Raw genomic sequence first — 20686 nt, forward strand, 5'->3', positions numbered from 1 at the left:
GAGTTTTTTCAAAATAGTACACAATGAAAAATTGAGGGACTTTCAATTAGCCCATAATTCCCATAATGTCAGATTCTTTCATGATTAAGAGGTCTTCCCCATTAATCTTGACTTCAGTTCCAGACCATTTTCCAAACAAAATACGGTCCCCTGTTTTGACTTCTAAAGGCACACGCTTTCCGTTATCATCGAGCGCGCCATTGCCAACAGCAATCACTTCGCCTTCTTGTGGTTTTTCTTTTGCTGTATCAGGAATGATAATCCCACCAGCGGTTTTATTTTCAGATTCAACCCGACGAACAACGACACGGTCGTGAAGTGGGCGGAATTGTATATTAGCCATGTTTTAAATCCTTAAAACTGAACATAATTGCATTAATCTTAGAAAGTTCTTGCTAGCACTCTCTAAGTATGAGTGCTAACACTCTCCAAGATATAAAATCGGCCTTTCTCAATGTCAAGGATAGCCATAAAATAATTTCTCTATAAATAAAGCTTCCACGTCTTGCTTCTTCTTGGCATTTCGCGTTATCTAGCTTTTTTAAGAACCCGTGAACAAATAAAGGATCTTATATCATGGTTGAAACACGTCAGGAAACGGATAGCTTTGGAACGATTTCGGTACGCCAAGATCGTTATTGGGGAGCACAAACTGAACGTTCTCTGCATAATTTTAATATTGGCAGTGAAAAGCAGCCTCTTACCATCATTTATGCCCTAAGCCTTGTGAAAAAAGCAGCTGCCCTTGTTAATATGGACAAAGGCAAACTTTCTCCCAAGATTGGCAAAGCGATTGTTACAGCGGCTGATGAAGTTCTCTCTGGCGCTTTTGATGAGCATTTTCCCCTTTCTGTTTGGCAAACAGGCTCGGGGACCCAAAGCAATATGAATGTCAATGAAGTGATCGCCAACCATGCCAGCATGCTTTTAGGGGGTAAACTGGGAAGCAAAAAACCTGTTCATCCCAATGACCATGTCAATATGAGTCAATCCTCCAACGATTCCTTTCCCACGGCGCTTCACATTGCCACCGCGCTGCAAACACGCCAACATCTTTTTCCTATTCTTGAAGCGCTCATTACCACTTTCAAGAAAAAAGAAGAAGAATTTGCCGACATCATCAAAATTGGACGGACCCATACACAAGATGCCACACCCTTAACGCTTGCCCAAGAATTTTCAGGCTATCGGGTTGCGCTGGAAGCCAATCTTCATCGGATTGAAACAGCCCTTACGGATGTTCAAATGCTTGCTCAGGGCGGAACAGCTGTAGGAACAGGGCTCAACGCCCCGAAAGGCTTTGACGTTGCCTTTGCTCAAAACATCAGCGCCCTTACAGGAATATCTTTTAAGACGGCGCACAATAAATTTGAGGCGCTGGCGCATCATGGTGCTCTTGCACATTTCCATGGCAGCTTGAATGCCTTAGCCGCTGATCTCTTTAAAATTGCTAATGATATTCGGTTTTTAGGTTCTGGTCCCCGTTCTGGCTTAGGCGAACTTAACTTACCTGAAAATGAACCCGGCTCCTCTATTATGCCCGGCAAGGTTAACCCCACCCAATGCGAAGCCATGACCATGGTTGCAGCCCAAGTTTTTGGCAACCATACGACTGTCACCTTTGCCGCCAGTCAAGGGCATTTTGAACTCAACGTCTATAAACCTGTTATTGGCTATAACGTTTTACAATCGATTACCCTTCTTGGGGATTGCATGCGTTCTTTTGATATGCATTGCATTCAAGGATTACGCGCCAATCGCGTTCATATTCACGCCCTCATGGAGCGCTCACTGATGTTAGTTACAGCTCTTGCTCCAGAAATTGGCTATGAAAAAGCCGCTGAAATTGCCAAAGCAGCGCATAAAAATGATACAACTTTGCGCACTGAAGCTCTTAAAGCAGGTGTTTCTGGAGAAGATTATGATCGGCTGGTTGATCCAAAAAAGATGATCGCTCCTCAATAAAGAATCTAATAAGCTGCGAAACATCTTCAACCTTATCCCTCAAAGCCATCGGGGCACTCACGCCCCGATGATAGTTGTCCACACTGTTTATTTGAGGCTCTCGTCTCCATTTTGGCTCTGGTCCAAAGGAACGCGTGCCCCAGAAATTAGCCATGAAAAAGCAGCTAGAATTGCCAAAGCAGCGCATAAAAATGAGACAACTTTGCGCACCAAAGCCCTTAAGCCCAAGTGTTTTTAGGAGAAGATTATAATCGGCTGGTTGATCTTAAAAGATGATCGCTCCTCAAGTAAGAATCTAATAAAGAAGCTGCAAAACATCTTCAACCATATCCCTCAAAGCCATCGGGGCGTGAGCACCCCGATGATAGTTGTCCACACTGTTTATTTGAGGCTCTCGTCTCCATTTTGGCTCTGGTCAAAAGGAACGCGTGCCCCAGAAATTAGCCATGAAAAAGCAGCTAGAATTGCCAAAGCAGCGCATAAAAATGAGACAACTTTGCGCACCAAAGCTCTTAAGCCCAAGTGTTTTTAGGAGAAGATTATGATCGGCTGGTTGATCTTAAAAAAGATGATCGCTCCCCAAGTAAGAATCTAATAAAGAAGCTGCGAAACATCTTCAACCGTATCCCTCAAAGCCATCGGGGCACTCACGCCCCGATGATAGTTGTCCACACTGTTTATTTGAGGCTCTAGTCTCCATTTTGGCTCTGGTCAAAAGAGGGCATATATTGTTTTTATTGAGAATTCCAAATACCTTGAGATTCTCTCATTTCAACGCTGTTTATATTCAATCAATCCAAACGCTGTGCTTGGGAAACGTCACAAGCAAGCATAGCATAGCAATAAAACAAACGATAAAAACAATGGGGAAAAAGAACGTTGCTGTTTTTCTCAAAGCCCTCAAGGTTATCGTCACACAAGAGGAGTCACAAGGTTAAAAACGGACAAAGAATAAGAAGGACTTCCCTGCCCTTTTTTACAACGAAGGACATTGATATCCAGCATATATATGAAGCACAAAAATAACAATCATTATGGATAGTGTATTTACACATTAACAATAAAAAGTATTTTTATACCTACAAAATAATATTTTTTAACAAGATAAAATTTTATTTATTGCTCCATAATGTTTTATATAATGTAGAGAACGCTGAAAGAATAAATCCAAAAAAATCATTAAAAATTAAGATCTTAATGGAGAGAAAGCAAGATGAACACGTTTTTTAAAAACGCTTAACACTGAAAAATTATGGATTTTTTGTTTATTTTATTTTTCATAATGAAATTATATATAGATTTTTTTAACTAATTTATGCATAATACATTATGTAATTGAAATAAATTGGGGACGTTTTATGAATACAAAATGTTTAATTGCACTCTCTCTTTTCACTTTTATGACTGCTTCAACAGCGCAAGCCGCTGATACGGTAATGTTTCAACCATCAAAGTCGAATGTTACAGCGCCAATTGATTTAGCTCCAAGGATTGCACCAGTGACTGTTTCCGCACCTTTTTCTTGGACTGGTTTTTATTTTGGTGGACAAATTGGACATGTTTCCATTAACAGCACTTTAAATTACGCACCAGAATCCAATGGTGGAAAATGGGCTTGGGTTAACAGAGATCTCTCACCCAAACCATCGGGATTTGTCGGCGGTTTTTATGCAGGTTCTAATATTGATTTAGGAAATAACCTTATTGTCAGTTTTGATACGGATATGATCTGGTCTGGGCGGAAAAACACCCAAACGGACACTGGCAAGCAAATTCTCGATAAATTAGACTCTCTTAACGCAGCCTTTCAAGAAGCTAGGATTCCTCTTCTAACATCTGGCACTCGGGATGCAATGATCCCCGACGCTGATGATCTTGTTGTAAGCAGTGTCACATTGAAAGAAAAATGGTCTGGCGCTCTGCGCGCGCGCATTGGTTTTGCTTCCCATCGTTTTATGCCTTATATTGCAGGGGGTGTTGCCTACTCACAGATGCAATATATCCTATCGCTTGTAACAAAATCGCAAGAAGATTCGACAGTATTTGCTTCTGGCAATGTGTTTGATAAGACAAAAAGAATGATTGGTTATACTGTTGGGGGTGGCTTTGATCTTGCCATGACAGATGACATTATCATGCGTACAGAATACCGTTATACAGATTTTTTTAAACAGAAATTTGCCAATGATGAACTTAAAATGCGTGCCCAAGCGCATAATTTTCGCCTTGGCATGGCGTATAAATTCTAATCTCTTGTAGAAAAAATAAAACCGTTTAAAAACCCTGTTTTTAACAGGGTTTTTTTTTATGTCTCCCCCCCCTTAAAAAAACGAAGCCTCTAAAAACCAGCGCTAAACCGTCCATAAAAGCTAAACCATCCAGCTTCTCGAAAACTCCTATCCTCTCCCCCTTTTAGAGGACGCATTTAAAATAGAAGAGCTTTACCCTCACGACCATTGTAATGAAAGAAGGAAGAGCATGGATATTTCTTTAAAACGAGCGGATACAGGGCATTCAATACAGCTGATGATGATAAACGTGACAACACCATAAAAGAGAAGGGTGTGTGTGTGTTGATTTTTCAATCTTTATCTTCACGCCTCTTAAAGGAATACTTCTTCACCAACAAACAATCTAGATTTTTCAGTGTCAATTCACCGATGACCTCCTTTTCCCTCAAGCAAGATCTCTTGATCGGATCACGGAAATTTCTTTTCGCACCCCCTCTCAAAGAATAAAGATTTTAAAGCCCATTGCAAAACCTATATCGGTTTGTAAAAAAACGATCCCTCTTGGGGCGTAGGTTGTTCTTGTTGTCCCCTTTCACGGAATTCACTTAAACTGAAAAACGCTATAGGCAAACCCTCACTTGAATATTCAAGACACACTGAAAAAAATACTGAAACGGCTTGCCTTCTATCACCTCATGTCAAATGACGCTGTTGACAACTGTTCTATGCAGAGTAGCACATGGGGATTGTCTTTCTCTGTTTGTGTCATTTCTGAAACGAAAGAAACAATCTCATTGGGGAAGAATATGACGTTGTAAAGATGAAAAAACCATTTGTAGCAACTCGTTTCCAGCCCCTTCCCCTCACAACTCCTCTTCTTGACGACTTTCAAAAGCCTCTAAAGCAGTATCTTTTAAAGAGTAGAGTTTAGGCTTTTGTTTCTCAACCCATTTGGGCTTACCCGCCATAGGAGAGTGTTCCAAACCAAACACAAAGAATTCGATAGTTTATATTTATTGGTGTAAACTCTGAGGCGTATATCCATATTTTATCTCACAGCCAGAAAAAAAATCCCGTATCATATTTAACTGAAATGTATTATCGTACTTTTTTCTATTTTCAAAATTAACTAAAATGAACTCGGGAGATGCGATACATATTAGAGCGAACACTTCTGCCAAATCGAATCTCTCCGATAAAGTAATCGTCACACTATAGGGTATGCTATTTTTTTTCATACATTCTATGTTACGCACCCACTTTTGTTTATATTTTTTACTGTCTAGATTTCTTATCTCTGAAATAACATCTGTGCCTATTTGTATCCCTAAAAAGAACGGATGACTCTTTGAAGAGCTTCAAATAGGATTGAATATAGATATGCCCCCCTGTTGCAATCCGAAAATATTTTTTACAAATGAGACACATATATTTATGAAATAAATCATAATCGAGCTCAAAAGGCTCTCCACCAGAAAGAATAATAAAATCAGATTTTATGTCATTTGTCATTTATTGTATATAAAGATTCAGGCAACGCATCATCTCTCACCATACATTCTATCGAATACGGACAATGATTGCAGCCCGCACTGCAATTTTCATGACAAATTACACTATTATCGCCCATGAAACTTTTCATTCAAGTTCCTATAATCCAATACTAATTGTTTCATGAAAATATTTTCGTATAGACAAAGATCAGAAATTTTTTTAGCCACAAACGCTTTTATCATTGGTAAAGCTTCATCCTTTGATAGAGACAGCAAATGAGAAATATAGTCGATCCGTTCTTCTAAATTGAGAGATAATCTTGGACTGGTGAAAAATGTTAAGATATCCAATTCCGGACTGGCTTCTTGACATAAGTCCCAATCCACTACCCTAAAAGAATGATCAGGAGTAACAATGATATTATCAGGCTGTAAATCTCCATGTGATAAGATTATATTCTTGCTTAATCGATCTTGAAAAATCTTATTGATTTGATCAATAATCGCCTTTTGATGTAGCAAATCCATTTGGCTCAATACAGTCCCTCGGATAAACTCCCATTCGACGACTTCATCGCAAAGTGTTATCAAATTTGGTGCAGGATAGAGACTTTGTCGAAAAGAGCCATCCTTGATGTTTTCATTAATGCACGATGCTTCCGGATAAATTTGCCCATAGCAAAACTCTTGATGCTTACGTTTCAAGAAATGTTGTTTTGACGATTGTGCATTTTCAGGCTGTAACCAAATGATTTCTTGTTTTCTAACAAAAATAATTAAAGCAGACACCGCAAAAATCACAGCCATAACCACTGCCATCCACAAATTAGCTTGCCAGAATGTTGAAAAAATATGACCGTATAAAAAACTGAATGCAAAGGATACAACCGCTGTAATAATGGCTGTAAATGATAAAACAGTCGCGATAGCTTTGGGATCAATCAGTGAATTTATAAGAAGAGACGACAGATAAGACCGATAAGCAGATTTAAAAACACAGAGCAGTAAAAATCCTAATATAAGAGCCGCAATGATTTGAAATGACATGAGAAAAAAAGCAATGGTTACCATACAACCAATCATTAAGACGGGAAAAATAGGATTTTGAAACTTTGAAAAATACTTCTGAAACAATATATTGGAACTTGCTGAAAAAAAATTCCCAATGATAAAAATAATCGAAACCAAAAGAGCAGGTTGAAATGGCAAAAAATCAGAAAATGCGATAGAAACAGTTCGATTATTAACCAAAATAGCAAAAGCTGAAACTGCACTTAAAAAAATAAGAGTGAAGCGATAAGGATTTCTGACTTCTTTACGGCTGGCGCACATAACTTTGAAAATACTCGGATGAGCGTTGATATGAAAATGATCTAATCCCTTCGTCAGTTTTGAAAACATAAAGATAGCAAAAATGAATGAGAGGACTTGAAAAATCACAGGCAATGCAGGATTCACATAATAAAGTATTCCCCCTAAAAAAATAAGTACCGTTGTCACACTATAGGTAACAGCAGCCACTTCGGACTTAACGGAAAACAGTGTGCGATGCTTTGGGACGATAGAAAAGAGTAAGCTATCTTCCGCACCGGAAAAACAAACGGCTGCTAATGTAATACACAACAAATAAGTGGCGTAAGCAAAATAGGCATACTTCATAAAAAGAGCTAAAAAACCGCAAAGAAAGAAAAACAGCCCAGTATAAATAACGCGCTTACTTCCATAAACATCTGCTAATAAACCCAAGGGGACTTCTAAGATTAAAGGAAGCAATAAAAAATAACTACCGATTAAAACAATATCCGCTTGCGACAAATGCAATTTTTCCGACAAAAAAAGGGGTAAAACAGCAACCACGAGAGCAGTAGACTTGCTAATACTATAAATCTTAAATTGCTTAACCTTATCCATAAAATACTTGTCCCACGACATCGCTACATGCGCCAGATTCTTTCAAAGATTTTAAAACGCTTTGAGCAGACCAATCTATTGCCTCATAATTTTGTAGATTCCCAAAAGCTTCTGAATAAAAGCAATTTTTTAAATCTCCATTATAGTCCAATACTAGGGATGAAAATGGAAATAAACACATTAACGGCGACGAAACGTACGTAGAATTTTCGCCTAAGTAATCATGAATACAATTTACAAAATTTTGTGACGTCCATGAGATTTTTCTTTCTTGGAACTTTTTATCTCTATAAATCTGGAGGGAGGATTCTTATCCTTGATAATTCATCTCTCAAATGAAAAAGTGAAGCGTTTGGCGGAAGAGTTTTGTTTCTTAAAGCCTTAGATCGATCCTTTGTATTATTTTTTCTAGAAAAACTAAATGACGACGTATCGAGCGGGCTGAATCCGATATAATCAACATCTTTGCTTATACAAAAATCGATAAAATGAATAATATTTTCTAGAATCTCTTTGATAACTGTTGCTCTTATTCCTATACTTTGCAGAGGTTGAAGATTCCTAACTGTTTCAATGTTTTTCCACACGCGATCAAATTTATTCGCCCCCCGTATATCATAATATCCTCCTCATATTGTTATGATGTCCCTTATGTATATTCAAGACAATTAGTATTTTGTAAAAGGTTTGAGGATTTACAACTTTATATTTACAACTTTATAATTGTAAAATCAATTTAACTGTATTACGCAATATTCAGTTTGGAAAACAAATTGGCCTATACTGGTATAAATCGAAAAACTCTTGTGCTCAGCTCATTTCCATTTTAATGATTAAGTTCATTCAAAAAGTATTATTCTTGATTTCAATGGCTATTTCACTTCAATCGCAATAAGAAATATGCAATGCTCTACTTTATCAAGTAATTTTAAAAAGGTTTTTTGGGACTGAAATAAAGAATAGTTGTTGCGTTAATCAGCTTCTCAGAAGAAAAATTTTTCAATTATTTTTCTGTTTTAATTGTCATTTTATGAAATACTCCTTGCAGTAAAATTACCTTTAAAAGAGGTTCTACTCTATGCCACAATACAAACTTTTATTTCTTATTAAAGATACAATCATATTGATTTATAATGATAATCGAGTGTTATTCATAATGAATGAGCATCCCGAATAACGTAAGATTCTCTCATTTCAAATCTGTTTATCTTGAAGCAAGAAAAACCACTTGGCAGCACATAACAAGCGGGATGAGTGTGTGGATCAAATTTATTAAAGACAAGAACTAAAAATGGCCCTTATAACCGTCTGAATACAAGATCTGTCCGCAACATTTTAGGGCTGGCAAATGGTGTGATGATGCCGGCTTGCTTCTTCATAAGCGTAAAGATGGAGGTGCTCAATGGATTTTACGGTATACTCTTAATAAGATTCATGAAAAGGTGTGTTTCTTATACAGTTTTACACCACGCAAACGCATCCGGCTTGTAAACATGGTTTTGACTGATTGGCAATCAACAGATTTTAAAACAAGAGCCCCCTCTTATCTTCAAGGTTGTTCATTCAACAGACAAAATAATGAATACCCTTGATAAATCCCAATGTTTTACAAATCCTAGGATTTTATAAATCAATATGGCGCACTCTAACAGGATAAAATGGAAGTCTTTATCAAAGTGGTGCGGGTGGTCGGACTCGAACCGACACTCCTTTCGGAACCAGATTTTGAGTCTGGCGCGTCTACCAGTTCCACCACACCCGCACTTGTTATTATAAAAGACAGACTTGTCGATTATTCTTTTGCACTATATGAAGAAGCATAGATTCGTCAACAGAAGACTTCTGATTTTTTAAGAATTTCGCTCATTTTCTTCTCTGTTTGATGGAATATTTTTTCTATCGGATTTATTGCAGCCGCATTTGTAAAGTTTTTACCACTTAAATTTATAAAAAACCTCATGATATTAAACAAATTAAAGCTTTGGACGATTTCTTTAGCAAATCGGCGTACAGCACCACACTGGCTTGGTTTCATTGCCTTTATTGAAAGTTCTTTTTTTCCCATTCCCGTAGATATTTTATATATCCCACTACTGCTTATCCGCCAAAATCGGGTTTATCGCTATGCTTTCATTGCAACGATTTGTTCTGTTTTAGGCGGCATTGCCGGTTGGTTTATCGGACATTTTGCCTATGACACTCTTGCCAAACCCATTTTAGAATTTTACGGCAAAGTTGAAAGTTTTGAAGCTCTAAAAAACCATGCAACCCTGCAATTTCTAATCATTTTACTGATAACATCAGGTTTTTTTCATCTTCCCCCCATCAAAATTGTCACAATTTTGGCAGGTGTGATGAGTGTCCATCTTGAACTTTTCATTCTCATTTGTATTTTTTCCCGAGGTGCTCGTTTTTATCTTCTCGCGTGGCTGATTAAACATTTTGGACAAAAAGCAATGAATTTTCTAAAACAAAATTTCAAATGGATTATCCTCATGGGGTGTGTTAGTCTCCTTCTGATTTATGGGCTTTTCATAGCTTTTTTTAACAAACAGCTTTTATAAGGAACAGACCCAATGACACATGTTTTTTCTTCCCTTTTAAACAAGCATCTTCATCGTGAACCCAGCAGAAAAGAACAAAGTTTATGGGCTTTTTTTCTTACCTTTTGCTTGTCTGCCACCGTAGGTCTTGCCCTTTGTTTTGAATATCTTGGTGGGTATCTTCCTTGCGATTTATGTCTTATCGAGCGTTTTCCCTATTACGGTGCCATCCCCTTTTTGCTCTTAGCAGGTTTTGGAGCATGGTTTTTTCGCATGTCTTCTTGGATACAACTTTTATTTTTATGTGTTTTTGTGTTAATGAGCATCAGCCTTGTTTTAGCCATTTATCATGCCGGTGTTGAATATGGCTTTTGGGAAGCTCCTCTCAGTTGTGGTTTAAACGCAGTGCGAAAAACCTCAGACATTAACCAACTGCTTAATCAATTAAACAATATTCACCCTCCTTCTTGTGCAGAAGCCCCCACGCGTTTTCTTTTTCTTTCATTTGCCGGTTGGAATGTGGTTGCAAGCCTCCTTTTCGCCCTTATGAGCCTCTATATTACTTCGAAAGGCATTCTCTCGAGCCACAAGACATAAACGAATCCCCCCACGCAGAACAGCATACTTTCTCTTAAAAAAACCGTATAGCGCATGGGGCTCCACAGCAAAATCCCCCCAAGCCTAGAGCGTCGAGAACATAAAAATTGCCCCTATAACGCACATCCACAAACATCATCTTCTCATCATCAAACTTTTCCTTGAACATTAAAATGGATGCAACACAGCTTTTGTTGTCAAATCTTCCTCTGTTTTCTTTTCATGGCTTTTGCAGGTTTAATGTTTTTATCAATATTCTGTTCTCCAAAGGGGAGAAAAACAACGAATATCTGTATTTTATTATTTTGCTTCTCTGTACTTATCAGCAATATTTTGATAGAAGCAGGCCACAGAAAAGCGATCAGAGAATGTCAGTGAGGGGACCAATAAATATTGAATGGTCAACCATGTCTGAGGATAAAAATACAACGCCTCCCACACCCCCTCTCCCGCTCACTCCTGTAGAAATCTGTCATATTGAAGCACCGCATAGTGTGATGGAACATGATCATGCCGCATGGCGAGAACATGAGAAATTTGTAGATCTCAATGCGCCTTACACAAAACCCCCTCATATAAAACCACGGCTCAAATCAGCACCGCGCATTCGACAAGTTTTTTGGTGCGATTTTCCTCATGATTCGATTCTCCCTGAATTTTGGAAAAAACGTCCTGTTTTAGTGCTTTCTAAGAGTGCAAAACTCTATGGCAATGTTACGGTTTTGCCCTTTTCGACAAAATCTCAACCGAATAATCCTGCGGCTTATGCCCTACAATCTCCGATAGAACATAAAAAAGCATGGATTATCTGCAATTATGTAACAACCGTCTCAGTAAGCCGTCTTAGTTGCTCACATAGTGGCGCCCCAAGGTTATCGGAGGAAGAATTTCATAAAGTTATTTCTCTTATGCTGAAATATTTACCTCGTTTGAACCCTTGACTTTAAAAAAAAATAAGCGTATATAGAAAAGCATACACGGCATCAGTAATGGTGGCCGCTTCCCCGCAAGGGGAGATAGGAACGGAGGAGTGGGAAACCACTCCTTTCGTCATTAAAGCGCTCTCTTTTAAGCGATCCAGCAAGAATATAACCAACGTCACGCAAAAGCAACGATTACAAGCTAAAAGTAAAGAGTCTTACCCGATAGCAAGGATTATAATTCTCTTTTTAGAAAACTGTTTCATAATAAACAGTCCTCAAGCTATATTCTCCTTACATGGTTCCCTATTTCCTTTAAAAAAGCCATTTTAATGGTTAACTTTATTTCCAAGAAACACCCCCTATAGCGGAATATATTCTCCTTTTCCCTATCTCCTTGAAAGCCCTTGATATTCTTCAAGTGTCATTCTTTAACGTTGACCACCATCACCATAAAACAAAAGCTTCTTCATCACTTCCATTGGTCAGAAATAAATGGACAAAAGAGACACTGAAATATCGATCATCACCTGCGCGAGCGACAGATTCTTCCAGAGTGACCATGCCCTACAGTCGTTTTTCTTTTTGCATTTTCATCATAATAAATCATAAGATATCCTTTTCGTATTATGCCATAGAGAGGGTTTTACGATGGCGCCAATTTTTCAAGAGAAATCCTGAACATTTTCAAGAGAAATCCTTCACAAAGCGATAGAGAGCAAGGTTTCTTTAGGGAGAGCGCGCAGGACGCCGTGTTTTGACCTTTTCCATCACAATAATAAATTCAAACTTTAACCAACGCGACAATACGCTCCCTCTAAATGATTTGCGCACCACCTCATCCGCCACAGGCTGCTCCAATATCGATCCATTCATCGGTATATTTCCTTGAGAATTTTTTGCACTTTTGCGCACTGTGAAAAAAGACAATATTTTCATGTTTTTATCCGTAATTATGAATACGGAGAACAATGCCCAAAAAAATCAAACAAAAATAGAAGGGTAAGTTACGAAAACGAGAGGGTAAATTTTACTGCCTAACAATGTCTATTTTTCCCCCTCTAAACAACCATTGAAACACGATAAAATATTTTCTTATGTAAAAACAATTAGTTATAATCTAGGGGAGGATAGCTTAAACCTCCCCCCTAGAAAGGTATTTCTGAATTATTAACAGACGCAGAACAAACAGAATTATCACTTTTTTTAGTTTCTTTTTTTTCTGATAAAGAAACGCTAGCTTTTGTTTTTGGAGCCCCTCCGGTAGGATCCCAATTAGCAACGCTTGCAAGCTGCTCAATGACATCGTTTTTTAACTTACCACTTTTCTTATCGCGTAAATCATATTGATTGGCATTCTCCTGCAGCCATTCTGCAAGCGTTGCTTTAACACTTTTATTTGGTGCAGCCTCGTGCACCACTTCCCATGCTGCAACAACAGCTGCAAGCTTTGGAGCATAGTGTGGATGATTTGGATCTTGAAACGCATATTTGTGATCTTTAATATTGTCAAAATCATTCTTAGGAAAGAAAAATGCAGGGCGCTGACCACGTAATAAAAGCCATCTTTTTAAATCTTCAACGAGAACATATGAGGAAGATTCATTTATAAAACCTAGAATACTATTCTCAACCCATTCTATTATTAACCGACTGCTGTGTCCTGCTTGAACGATGGCATTATAAGCAATATGGAATACAACAGTACTCTCTCGAGATACGACATTGCCATCTTCGTAAATAACACTATCTTCTGGGTAAGGTGTCTCAATAACTGTACATGTGATAGGATTCAAACCAGCTATTAAAAGCGCTGCCTGCAGTATTGTTAGTTTTTCAAGAAGCCGCCACAATTCCAAGCATTTATCAATTTCCATGTATTTCCCCGCTTTTTTCTACGAAACTTACCGTTTTTTTTCAAAATGCTAAGAACAATCTCCCTCAATACACAGAGATTATGCACTTCCTCCCGAATTTATTACACTTTTTAAGTGGTCCACAACATTTCCCTTCTCGTGATTCACAAACAAATGATTTTAATTGATTCAATATAAGAAGTTTTGAAGTGAGAGAATCCTACTGAATTTGGGGCTTTCATGCAAGATATAAGGCAAATAAAAAGGCGATAAATGATCCTTCATAAAGCATTAATTTTCATGCGTGATCAAACAAATATATATCTCTCATTGATACACTCCAACCTTTCAAACAAATTCCAATCACAGCACAAAAGATAATTTGTTAGACGCGAACAAATCCACCTCAATGCTAATATCATAAGGGAACTGGCTTACACTTAAAACGCGATGCGGAATGTAAAACGATCCAATAAAAATGCCGAGAATAAACGCTGCTAAAGACTGTCGCAAACATTGGGGACTAAGCAGGTGTCATGGTACCGGTTTATGAAGCATCAAGAGGAGAAGACACAACGGAATTTATAGGGAATTTATCTTACTTCATGGATGCCTTACTGCTCTACTCTTCACGAACATCCTTACGAAAAGGAACTTGGTTCCCTTGAGACAAGGTCTTTTTTTTAGAATGATCTCAAATTTCAAAAAGTTTTTTATCGTCTTTTGAACGATCAACTAAATGACGGAGCTGGCTTATTTCTTTCCATAGATTTCCGAGCTTAAATCCATTAACTCTCGTACAATAATTGGAATGCTCTATTGCAACGCTTCTTTAGCAAAATAAAGCCTATTTTCTCTCAATTTTTTCACGGGCAGCTCCTCACCCCTCCCCTTGGATAAATCTCCTTTATTGATTGGCCAGCTTTACTTTCATGGCGTCCGCACATTCTTTTTTTCTCACTGCAACCTTTTTGCATTTTTTCAGTTTGTAACTTTTAGGTTGACTTTCAGTTTATTTTTCTTCATCTTTTAGAATTATTCTAAAGTGCAAAGGAACAGAGAATGTTGAAATCGTTTTTTTCATTTGTACAGCGTAAAGCTCTGTTCTTTCGTTCGGCACAAAGAATGCTCCTTCAAGCGCTCAGAGTAAAAGAGAAACAAGCAGCGCTCTATTTAAAATATGCAAAAGCGCTAGAGCCTTATTCCTCTAAAGAAGCAGCGGTTTTTGCCGCTATGGGGATTCAAGAGCTTGAAAATTATAAGCAACTTTTGTGTCTTTCTTGCCATAATCGTGCGCACACGGCGGATGGATTATGTAAACAAACTTCTTTTATAAAAAGCAAGGAGAGCCAACCCTCTCCTAAAAAAGCAGCAGCAAATCACACCATAAAAAAGCCCTCGAAAGCGGAAAAACAAACGCTTTTGACATGGATTCAACCAGGTCTTGCCGGATTAATGGATGGCTCTGTCTCCACCCTTGCGCCCATTTTTGCTGCCGCTTTTGCCACGGGAGAAACACATCAAACATTTTTGATCGGGCTTTCAGCTTCCATTGGAGCGGGACTTTCAATGGGTTTCACAGAAGCCGCCCATGATGATGGCAAATTGTCAGGGCGTGGTTCGCCCTTGAAAAGAGGTCTTGCCAGCGGCATTATGACAACATTAGGGGGCTTAGGTCATACGCTTCCCTATTTGATCAATTCTTTTTATGTCGCAACAGTAATTGCCTGTATCATTGTTTTTTTCGAACTCGGCGCTATTGTCTGGATCCAGAACAAATACATGTCGACCCCTTTTTGGCGCGCCTCTTTACAAGTCATCATTGGGGGAGCTCTGGTTTTTGCCACAGGGATTCTTATCGGCAGTATTTAAAAACGCGCACCCCTATCCTTTCGATCTCGAATATAATTGAGCTCTCCCATAGCGCGTCCCTTTTAACGGGCATCAAATCATCATTGGCAATCCCTTTATTAAAAAGATTCTTATGGTGCTTTGGGATGTGTATACTTTAGCGTATTCTGGATGAACAAGAGATCATAACCAAGCTCTGGGGACAACCTTCTTTAAAAAACTTTTATCGACTTGTTTTATGAATATCTTTTGTTAAAGTACCCTTTTTTCTAGACCTCATATTTTGGAAATGCCTTGATCATGTCGCATACTGAAACCAACGCACCACTCAACAAGCAAGAAAATTGTGTCTCTTCAAAATCTTCACACTGCGTGACTTTATCCGTCGAGATTCTTGCACACGGACAAGGTTTAGAACTTCCTCATTACGCGACAGCGGGTTCTGCAGGGCTTGATCTACGCGCCGCCCTTGGAGAAGAAGAAACGCTCGTCCTTTCACCAGGGCAGCGTGCTCTTATTCCAACGGGTCTTATTTTTCATTTATCCCCAGGGTATGAAGCGCAAATACGCCCACGCTCTGGTCTCGCTTTAAAACACGGCATCACCTGCCTCAATACCCCAGGAACGATTGATAGTGATTACCGTGGCGAAGTCAAAGTTCTGCTCATTAATTGTGGTCAGGAAGACTTTTCTATTGAACGAGGCATGCGCATTGCCCAAACCGTCATCGCCCCCGTCACAAAAGTCACTGTTTGCGCCATTGAACCAGCGCAAGAAGACAACCAAAGTCATGCAGAGAGCCGTGGAACAGGAGGTTTTGGTTCTACAGGGCATACTTAAAAACACGACAAAAATCTGCTTTTAAAGCAACACAAGGCTCATTTTAAAGGTTTTTTTACTTCTTAATCCCTTGATTTTTTTGCGAGTCCCCTTGGAATTGGGAAATCCTTTACGTAGTGCGTCATCATAATACTGACATCGGAACAGCTTGAGGAATTGATTTGATGTATTCTTATTTAAGAACTCTTGATTTTTGAGGTTTCTGGAGCTTTTAAAGCAAAGCAGCGCCCATTGATGCCCAAGGCTTTCACCTTTTAATCAAACGCACAAAGCCCTACATCCTTTCTCCTCTCACGTCCCTTCTCAACATTCACGACCCCGTGACGTTATCAATAATGAAAATTTTCCACGACGCAACAGCGCGTTCTGCTCGTCTTGATTGACATGCAGCCCTTAGAGAAACAAAAACCTTTGCACGTAAGATATGCCCTTATTTCAATCGTCTTTCCTTGATCACTTAAGGCTTTTAAAGCACGCATCCTCTTCCACGTATCTCATTTAAAAGCACAAGCCTCCACATGCCCGCACATCCCTCACATGCTCCTCCCCCTCAAGGACGATTGAGTGTGATGATCCGAAAGACACCTCCTCTTGATTGGATTTAAGAAAAATTCCTTGTCTTGTAAAATAAGCAATTCAAATGCCATAAGAGTGGCGCATGATCAATTTTCCACCATCACACCCCAAGTCTCTTGTCCGTTAGCAGAGCAAGATTGAGAGCGTTTTATAATCCGAATAAGACTGATTTTATGCTATCCAGCGCATACATCTTTGGTTGCATCAATCGATGACACTGCCCCTCATCAATTTCACTTTATGCCTTTGATGAAGTTGCTTTGCTTCCTTCAACAAAGCTATTTTTTTATCAGACATTTTTTATCACGGAGCAGAAACTGTTCCAGAAATATGAGCGTTTTCCACAGTACTGGTTGTTACAGCCTCCACATGCCCGACCACGTTAGTCCCCGCTCTCTCAATAGCACCATCTGTCACAACAGATCCATTTGCTCCATCTGCTGTTTTATGATTGCCCCCATCTTTTGCGGCAAGGTTGGGAGAATTTTGCAATCCAACAAGACCGATTTTCCCATATCCAGCCATGCGTATTTGGTTTAATAAATCGATGACAATGCCATAATCAATTTCACTATCGGCTTTGATTAAGATTTTTGTTTCTAAATTTTGCTTGGTTTCCCTCAACAAAGTTTCCCTCAAGGCAGCTTGTTCTATAAGATGATCGCCAATGTAAAGAGAATGATCTTTTTGCAAAGTAACATAAAGGGGCTCATCAGGTTGAACCACTGAAGGCGCTTGAGTAATCGAAGGAAGCTGAACAGGAATGACAGATGTTGCCAAGGGAGCAGCAACCATAAAAACAATCAGCAACACCAACACAACATCAATAAAAGGGGTCACATTAATTTCACTGTGCAACCCACTCTCATCGAGATCAAAATCATCATTAAAGCTTGCTTTCATTTTTTATGACTTTTCTGTTGTTTTTGTCGATCAAGTTCACGACTCAAGAGCCTTTCAAGAGCAGCCGCGATATCACCTAAATCACTGCGATAGCCATTCAAAGCACGCATAAGACTATTATACATCACCACGGCGGGAATCGCTACAAAAAGCCCAATCGCTGTTGCAAATAAGGCTTCAGCAATTCCAGGAGCAACCACATCAAGCCGCGTTGTTTGCGATTGCGCAATCCCAATAAAAGAATTCATAATTCCCCAAACTGTTGCAAAAAGCCCCACAAAGGGCGCAATGGCGCCAATGGTTGCAAGAACAGCGCTTCCACAGGCAACACGTCGTGTCGCAGCCAGCAAGCAGCGCGATAAAATCGAATGAACCCTTTCCTTTAAACCCTCATGAACATCGCGGACATAACCATCACGAGAAACATTTCCATATTGATCGTTTTCCTCATAAAAGAGAATATCTTCAAGCGTTTGTGCACTTTTCTTTGGATTTGTTCTCTCAGCAGAGCTTTCATTTGTTCCTTCAGGAGCAACAAAATGAACCTCTTGTGTCGAAAGATAGACCTCTTTAAGCACTTCTTTGAGAAAAAACACCCCTGCCCCTTTGCTTTCTTTTAAGCTCGCCGCCAAACGCGTGAGAGTCTGAGCGTTTAGAACCAATCGGAGCTCATGACGCACGCGTCGTTTTGCCACAGTGATCTCAATAATTTTCACAAAAGCAATTGTCCAAGATATCAAAGAAGCAAGCAACAAAAGAACGATAACAGCTTTCACCACCCAATCAGCAGCCATAAACATAGAAAAAGGTGAAAAATCATGCCCTGCCAATATAGCAGAACTCTTCTCTAAAGGGACTGTTTCAGATTCCATTTCTGTCTCACAACTCTCGTGGTCTTAATCTTCTTTATGCGCTGAATCGTTAACCCGCAGAGCACCCCTATTCCACACCGCCACTTCAACGTCACTTCCGCATTCCTCTTAAGAAAGAAAACTTGATAAATCAAGTATAGTTTTATTCCCTAAATTCTCTTTGCCCCTAGCAAAATCACTCAAGAAATTTTTTTATACCCCTTCACAAGTTTATCTTACTTAAATCGCTTTACTGCGTAAATTTGTCAAAATGATAGACTTATCAGAAATCTCCCCTACGATATTTCCCCCCATACGATATCTCAATGTGTACAAACAACGCATCATCTTATCTACTTATAGCACATTGACTTTTAAGAATAATTTATCATCATTGCTATTGAGTAAGCCCCTCATATCGCAAGCTTTTCTCAATTAAACCGCTCTTAAATAAAGAGAACAAAACATCTGCCCGCAAGAGATAATTTATACGAGATAAACAGGAAAGATGGAACACTTAAAGAAAACGATCTTCGCTTCTTTAAAAAACAATTCTCTAAAATCCTCTTCTCACAATTAAAACGCCACATTCTTTTAAACAGACAAAAAGGATCATAGAGATACTCCTTGAGCACTCTAAAGACCTACAAGAAAAGAGCAAGCAATATTATTTTCTCTTCTCTGTTTCAAAAAGCCTAAAACTGTCATGACTTCTCATGCAAAATTTCTCCAGCAAAATCGCCAGACGCCTATTTTTTTACCTATCACAAGTCCTAAAAACCAAGTCTCAAGGTGCCTCTTTAACAAAACTTACACCACGAGAAGCTGGGAAATGGTGCTGAATAGCTTGCAATGCCTAAAACAATTTTAAATTGCACAAAAAGACAAGGAACCAAAAAACATTTTTGGCGTTACCCCAGCAGTAAAAATTTTCACTCCAATGCAAATGATTACGATGAACACAGCAAACACCACTATACAAGAGAGGGAAAGAACATCATGAACAAGAACAAAACAACACAAAAAAATAAAACTGCCGTAGAAAAAGATCTACAAAACGAGCTCCAGGGACAATTAGAAACGTTACGTCATGAAATTTCAGGGATGACCTCCACACTGACAGATCTTGGTGCTAAAAAATTCAATGCGGCCAAAGACAAAGCGGAAAAACTATATCACTCAGCAAAAGAAAGTAGTGAAGACCTCATGTCTCAAGCAAAAGACAAAATCAGTGATTTTGAACAAACCATGAATCAATGTGTTCGTAAAAATCCTGGCAAAAGCGTTTTGTTTGCAGCAGGCGTTGGTTTTATTCTTTCTCAGTTACTGCGTCGTTAAGCAATGCATAAGTTTATCGCTCCTCTTTTAAACCATCTTGTCGGTGGAGGACTAAAAAGCACTGTCAAGCAAGTGCGCCTTCAAGCAATTTGCTGTGGGTTTATTGGCATTTCATTATTCATGGCGTTGCTTTTTTTATGTATGATTGGTTTTCTTGGGTTATGTACCGTTATGAAGCCTCTTTTTGCCGCCAGTATCATGTTTTTAATTTGGCTTTTTCTTGCCGGATTAGCACTCATGATCAACAGGATTCTGAAGGTTTATCAACGCTATGACCAACAAAAAAAGACCGAAGAACAACGCCACAAACTGATGACAGATGCGACTGTTTCCAGCCTTGCTGTTCTCAGTCAACATCTTCCTTTTGCCAAATTGGGTGTGCCCATTCTCGGACTAGCAACGTATTTTCTGTGGAAAAAAGATAAAAAAGACCGCCTTTTAGATGAAAATATGTAAGACTGTGATCCTATCCCCCCCCCGGTGCTTTCTTTATTGTAAAAGAAAGCACCTTTTTATTTCGTGTTTTTTTTAGCTTCTTCAAACGGTTTTAAGAAGAAATCCCTTTCAGAATGCACACACCATTTTTCACGAACATAGCAGTATTAGAGAATGCTTCAGGTAAAAGATCTAAGCAATGCAGTGTTTTTTGAAGATAAAGGGTTTTTAGTTTTGCTTTTGTCTATTTTTTCATAAGCCTTTTTTCCATGACGAGAGTTATCCATCAAGATCTATGACGCTTGTGATCAACTTTAAAGCTGTTAAGGCTTGTTGTGGCATATTGTCTTTATTGTAAACAGCACTGAAGAGGACG

The 20686-nt window shown here is 38.9% G+C and carries 15 protein-coding genes, 1 tRNA gene and 1 pseudogene; 10 read left to right on the forward strand and 7 right to left on the reverse strand.

All coding sequences use genetic code 11. The features are described 5' to 3' along the window. Window positions 1-46 precede the first annotated feature (46 nt). Window positions 47-343 (reverse strand): co-chaperone GroES, encoded by a 297-nt coding sequence (gene groES / locus FJG96_RS01215; RefSeq protein ID WP_005774667.1) that lies wholly within the window; start codon window positions 341-343, stop codon window positions 47-49. Window positions 344-576: 233 nt separating this feature from the next. Between groES and fumC (FJG96_RS01220) the strand changes: the two genes are divergently transcribed. The 3 genes and pseudogenes from fumC (FJG96_RS01220) to FJG96_RS01225 all read left to right on the forward strand — a co-directional run bounded on the left by fumC (FJG96_RS01220) (window position 577) and on the right by FJG96_RS01225 (window position 4214). Beyond that, window positions 577-1965, forward strand: coding sequence for a class II fumarate hydratase (gene fumC, locus FJG96_RS01220; RefSeq protein ID WP_139412402.1), 1389 nt, complete (start codon window positions 577-579; stop codon window positions 1963-1965). Window positions 1966-2395: 430 nt separating this feature from the next. Then, window positions 2396-2560 (forward strand): annotated as a pseudogene (fumC, locus tag FJG96_RS09265) (class II fumarate hydratase); the annotation flags it as partial. Between the two features lie 763 nt (window positions 2561-3323). Then, window positions 3324-4214 carry an outer membrane protein gene (locus tag FJG96_RS01225; protein WP_139412403.1) on the forward strand — a complete coding sequence of 297 codons (891 nt, stop codon included), beginning with the start codon at window positions 3324-3326 and terminating at the stop codon, window positions 4212-4214. Between the two features lie 1601 nt (window positions 4215-5815). On the opposite strand, the gene FJG96_RS01235 is transcribed toward FJG96_RS01225, so the two are convergent. Then, complete coding sequence (locus FJG96_RS01235; protein ID WP_139412404.1) at window positions 5816-7600, reverse strand: MFS transporter; 1785 nt, start codon at window positions 7598-7600, stop codon at window positions 5816-5818. 1677 nt (window positions 7601-9277) lie between these two features. Continuing rightward, window positions 9278-9362 (reverse strand) — tRNA-Leu (locus FJG96_RS01250). Between the two features lie 196 nt (window positions 9363-9558). Here FJG96_RS01250 and FJG96_RS01255 point away from each other — a divergent pair. The 3 genes from FJG96_RS01255 (at window position 9559) to FJG96_RS01265 (ending at window position 11681) form a co-directional block, all read left to right on the forward strand. After that, window positions 9559-10164: a YqaA family protein gene (locus FJG96_RS01255; protein WP_139412405.1), complete on the forward strand. Its 606-nt coding sequence runs from the start codon at window positions 9559-9561 to the stop codon at window positions 10162-10164. A 12-nt stretch (window positions 10165-10176) separates the two neighbouring features. Continuing rightward, window positions 10177-10740, forward strand: coding sequence for a disulfide bond formation protein B (locus FJG96_RS01260; RefSeq protein ID WP_139412406.1), 564 nt, complete (start codon window positions 10177-10179; stop codon window positions 10738-10740). 407 nt (window positions 10741-11147) lie between these two features. Continuing rightward, window positions 11148-11681: a type II toxin-antitoxin system PemK/MazF family toxin gene (locus FJG96_RS01265; protein WP_139412407.1), complete on the forward strand. Its 534-nt coding sequence runs from the start codon at window positions 11148-11150 to the stop codon at window positions 11679-11681. A 708-nt stretch (window positions 11682-12389) separates the two neighbouring features. Here the strand turns inward: FJG96_RS01265 and FJG96_RS01270 are convergent. After that, window positions 12390-12599 carry a hypothetical protein gene (locus FJG96_RS01270; protein WP_139412408.1) on the reverse strand — a complete coding sequence of 70 codons (210 nt, stop codon included), beginning with the start codon at window positions 12597-12599 and terminating at the stop codon, window positions 12390-12392. A 209-nt stretch (window positions 12600-12808) separates the two neighbouring features. Then, the gene (locus FJG96_RS08810; protein WP_180338224.1) at window positions 12809-13537 is read right to left on the reverse strand and encodes a hypothetical protein; all 729 of its coding nucleotides are present in this window, start codon (window positions 13535-13537) and stop codon (window positions 12809-12811) included. Between the two features lie 1041 nt (window positions 13538-14578). On the opposite strand from FJG96_RS08810, the gene FJG96_RS01280 reads away from it, so the two are divergent. Both FJG96_RS01280 and dut read left to right on the forward strand, forming a co-directional pair. Then, window positions 14579-15388, forward strand: a complete 810-nt coding sequence (locus FJG96_RS01280) for a VIT1/CCC1 transporter family protein (protein WP_139412409.1) — start codon at window positions 14579-14581, stop codon at window positions 15386-15388. A gap of 279 nt (window positions 15389-15667) precedes the next feature. Then, window positions 15668-16207, forward strand: a complete 540-nt coding sequence (gene dut, locus FJG96_RS01285; protein WP_139412410.1) for a dUTP diphosphatase — start codon at window positions 15668-15670, stop codon at window positions 16205-16207. An 879-nt stretch (window positions 16208-17086) separates the two neighbouring features. Here dut and FJG96_RS01290 read toward each other — a convergent pair. Together FJG96_RS01290 and FJG96_RS01295 are read right to left on the reverse strand one after the other, a co-directional pair. Beyond that, window positions 17087-17686 carry a biopolymer transporter ExbD gene (locus FJG96_RS01290; RefSeq protein ID WP_139412411.1) on the reverse strand — a complete coding sequence of 200 codons (600 nt, stop codon included), beginning with the start codon at window positions 17684-17686 and terminating at the stop codon, window positions 17087-17089. Next, window positions 17683-18558, reverse strand: a complete 876-nt coding sequence (locus tag FJG96_RS01295) for a MotA/TolQ/ExbB proton channel family protein (RefSeq protein ID WP_139412412.1) — start codon at window positions 18556-18558, stop codon at window positions 17683-17685. Before FJG96_RS01295 ends, FJG96_RS01290 begins: the two co-directional genes overlap by 4 nt. A 978-nt stretch (window positions 18559-19536) precedes the next feature. Between FJG96_RS01295 and FJG96_RS01300 the strand changes: the two genes are divergently transcribed. Both FJG96_RS01300 and FJG96_RS01305 read left to right on the forward strand, forming a co-directional pair. Beyond that, the gene (locus tag FJG96_RS01300) at window positions 19537-19875 is read left to right on the forward strand and encodes an ElaB/YgaM/YqjD family protein (protein WP_139412719.1); all 339 of its coding nucleotides are present in this window, start codon (window positions 19537-19539) and stop codon (window positions 19873-19875) included. Between the two features lie 3 nt (window positions 19876-19878). Next, window positions 19879-20331, forward strand: coding sequence for a phage holin family protein (locus FJG96_RS01305; protein ID WP_005774647.1), 453 nt, complete (start codon window positions 19879-19881; stop codon window positions 20329-20331). Window positions 20332-20686: the final 355 nt, after the last annotated feature.

The sequence above is a fragment of the Bartonella mastomydis genome (genome assembly GCF_900185775.1).
In the GTDB taxonomy this organism is placed as follows: domain Bacteria; phylum Pseudomonadota; class Alphaproteobacteria; order Rhizobiales; family Rhizobiaceae; genus Bartonella; species Bartonella elizabethae.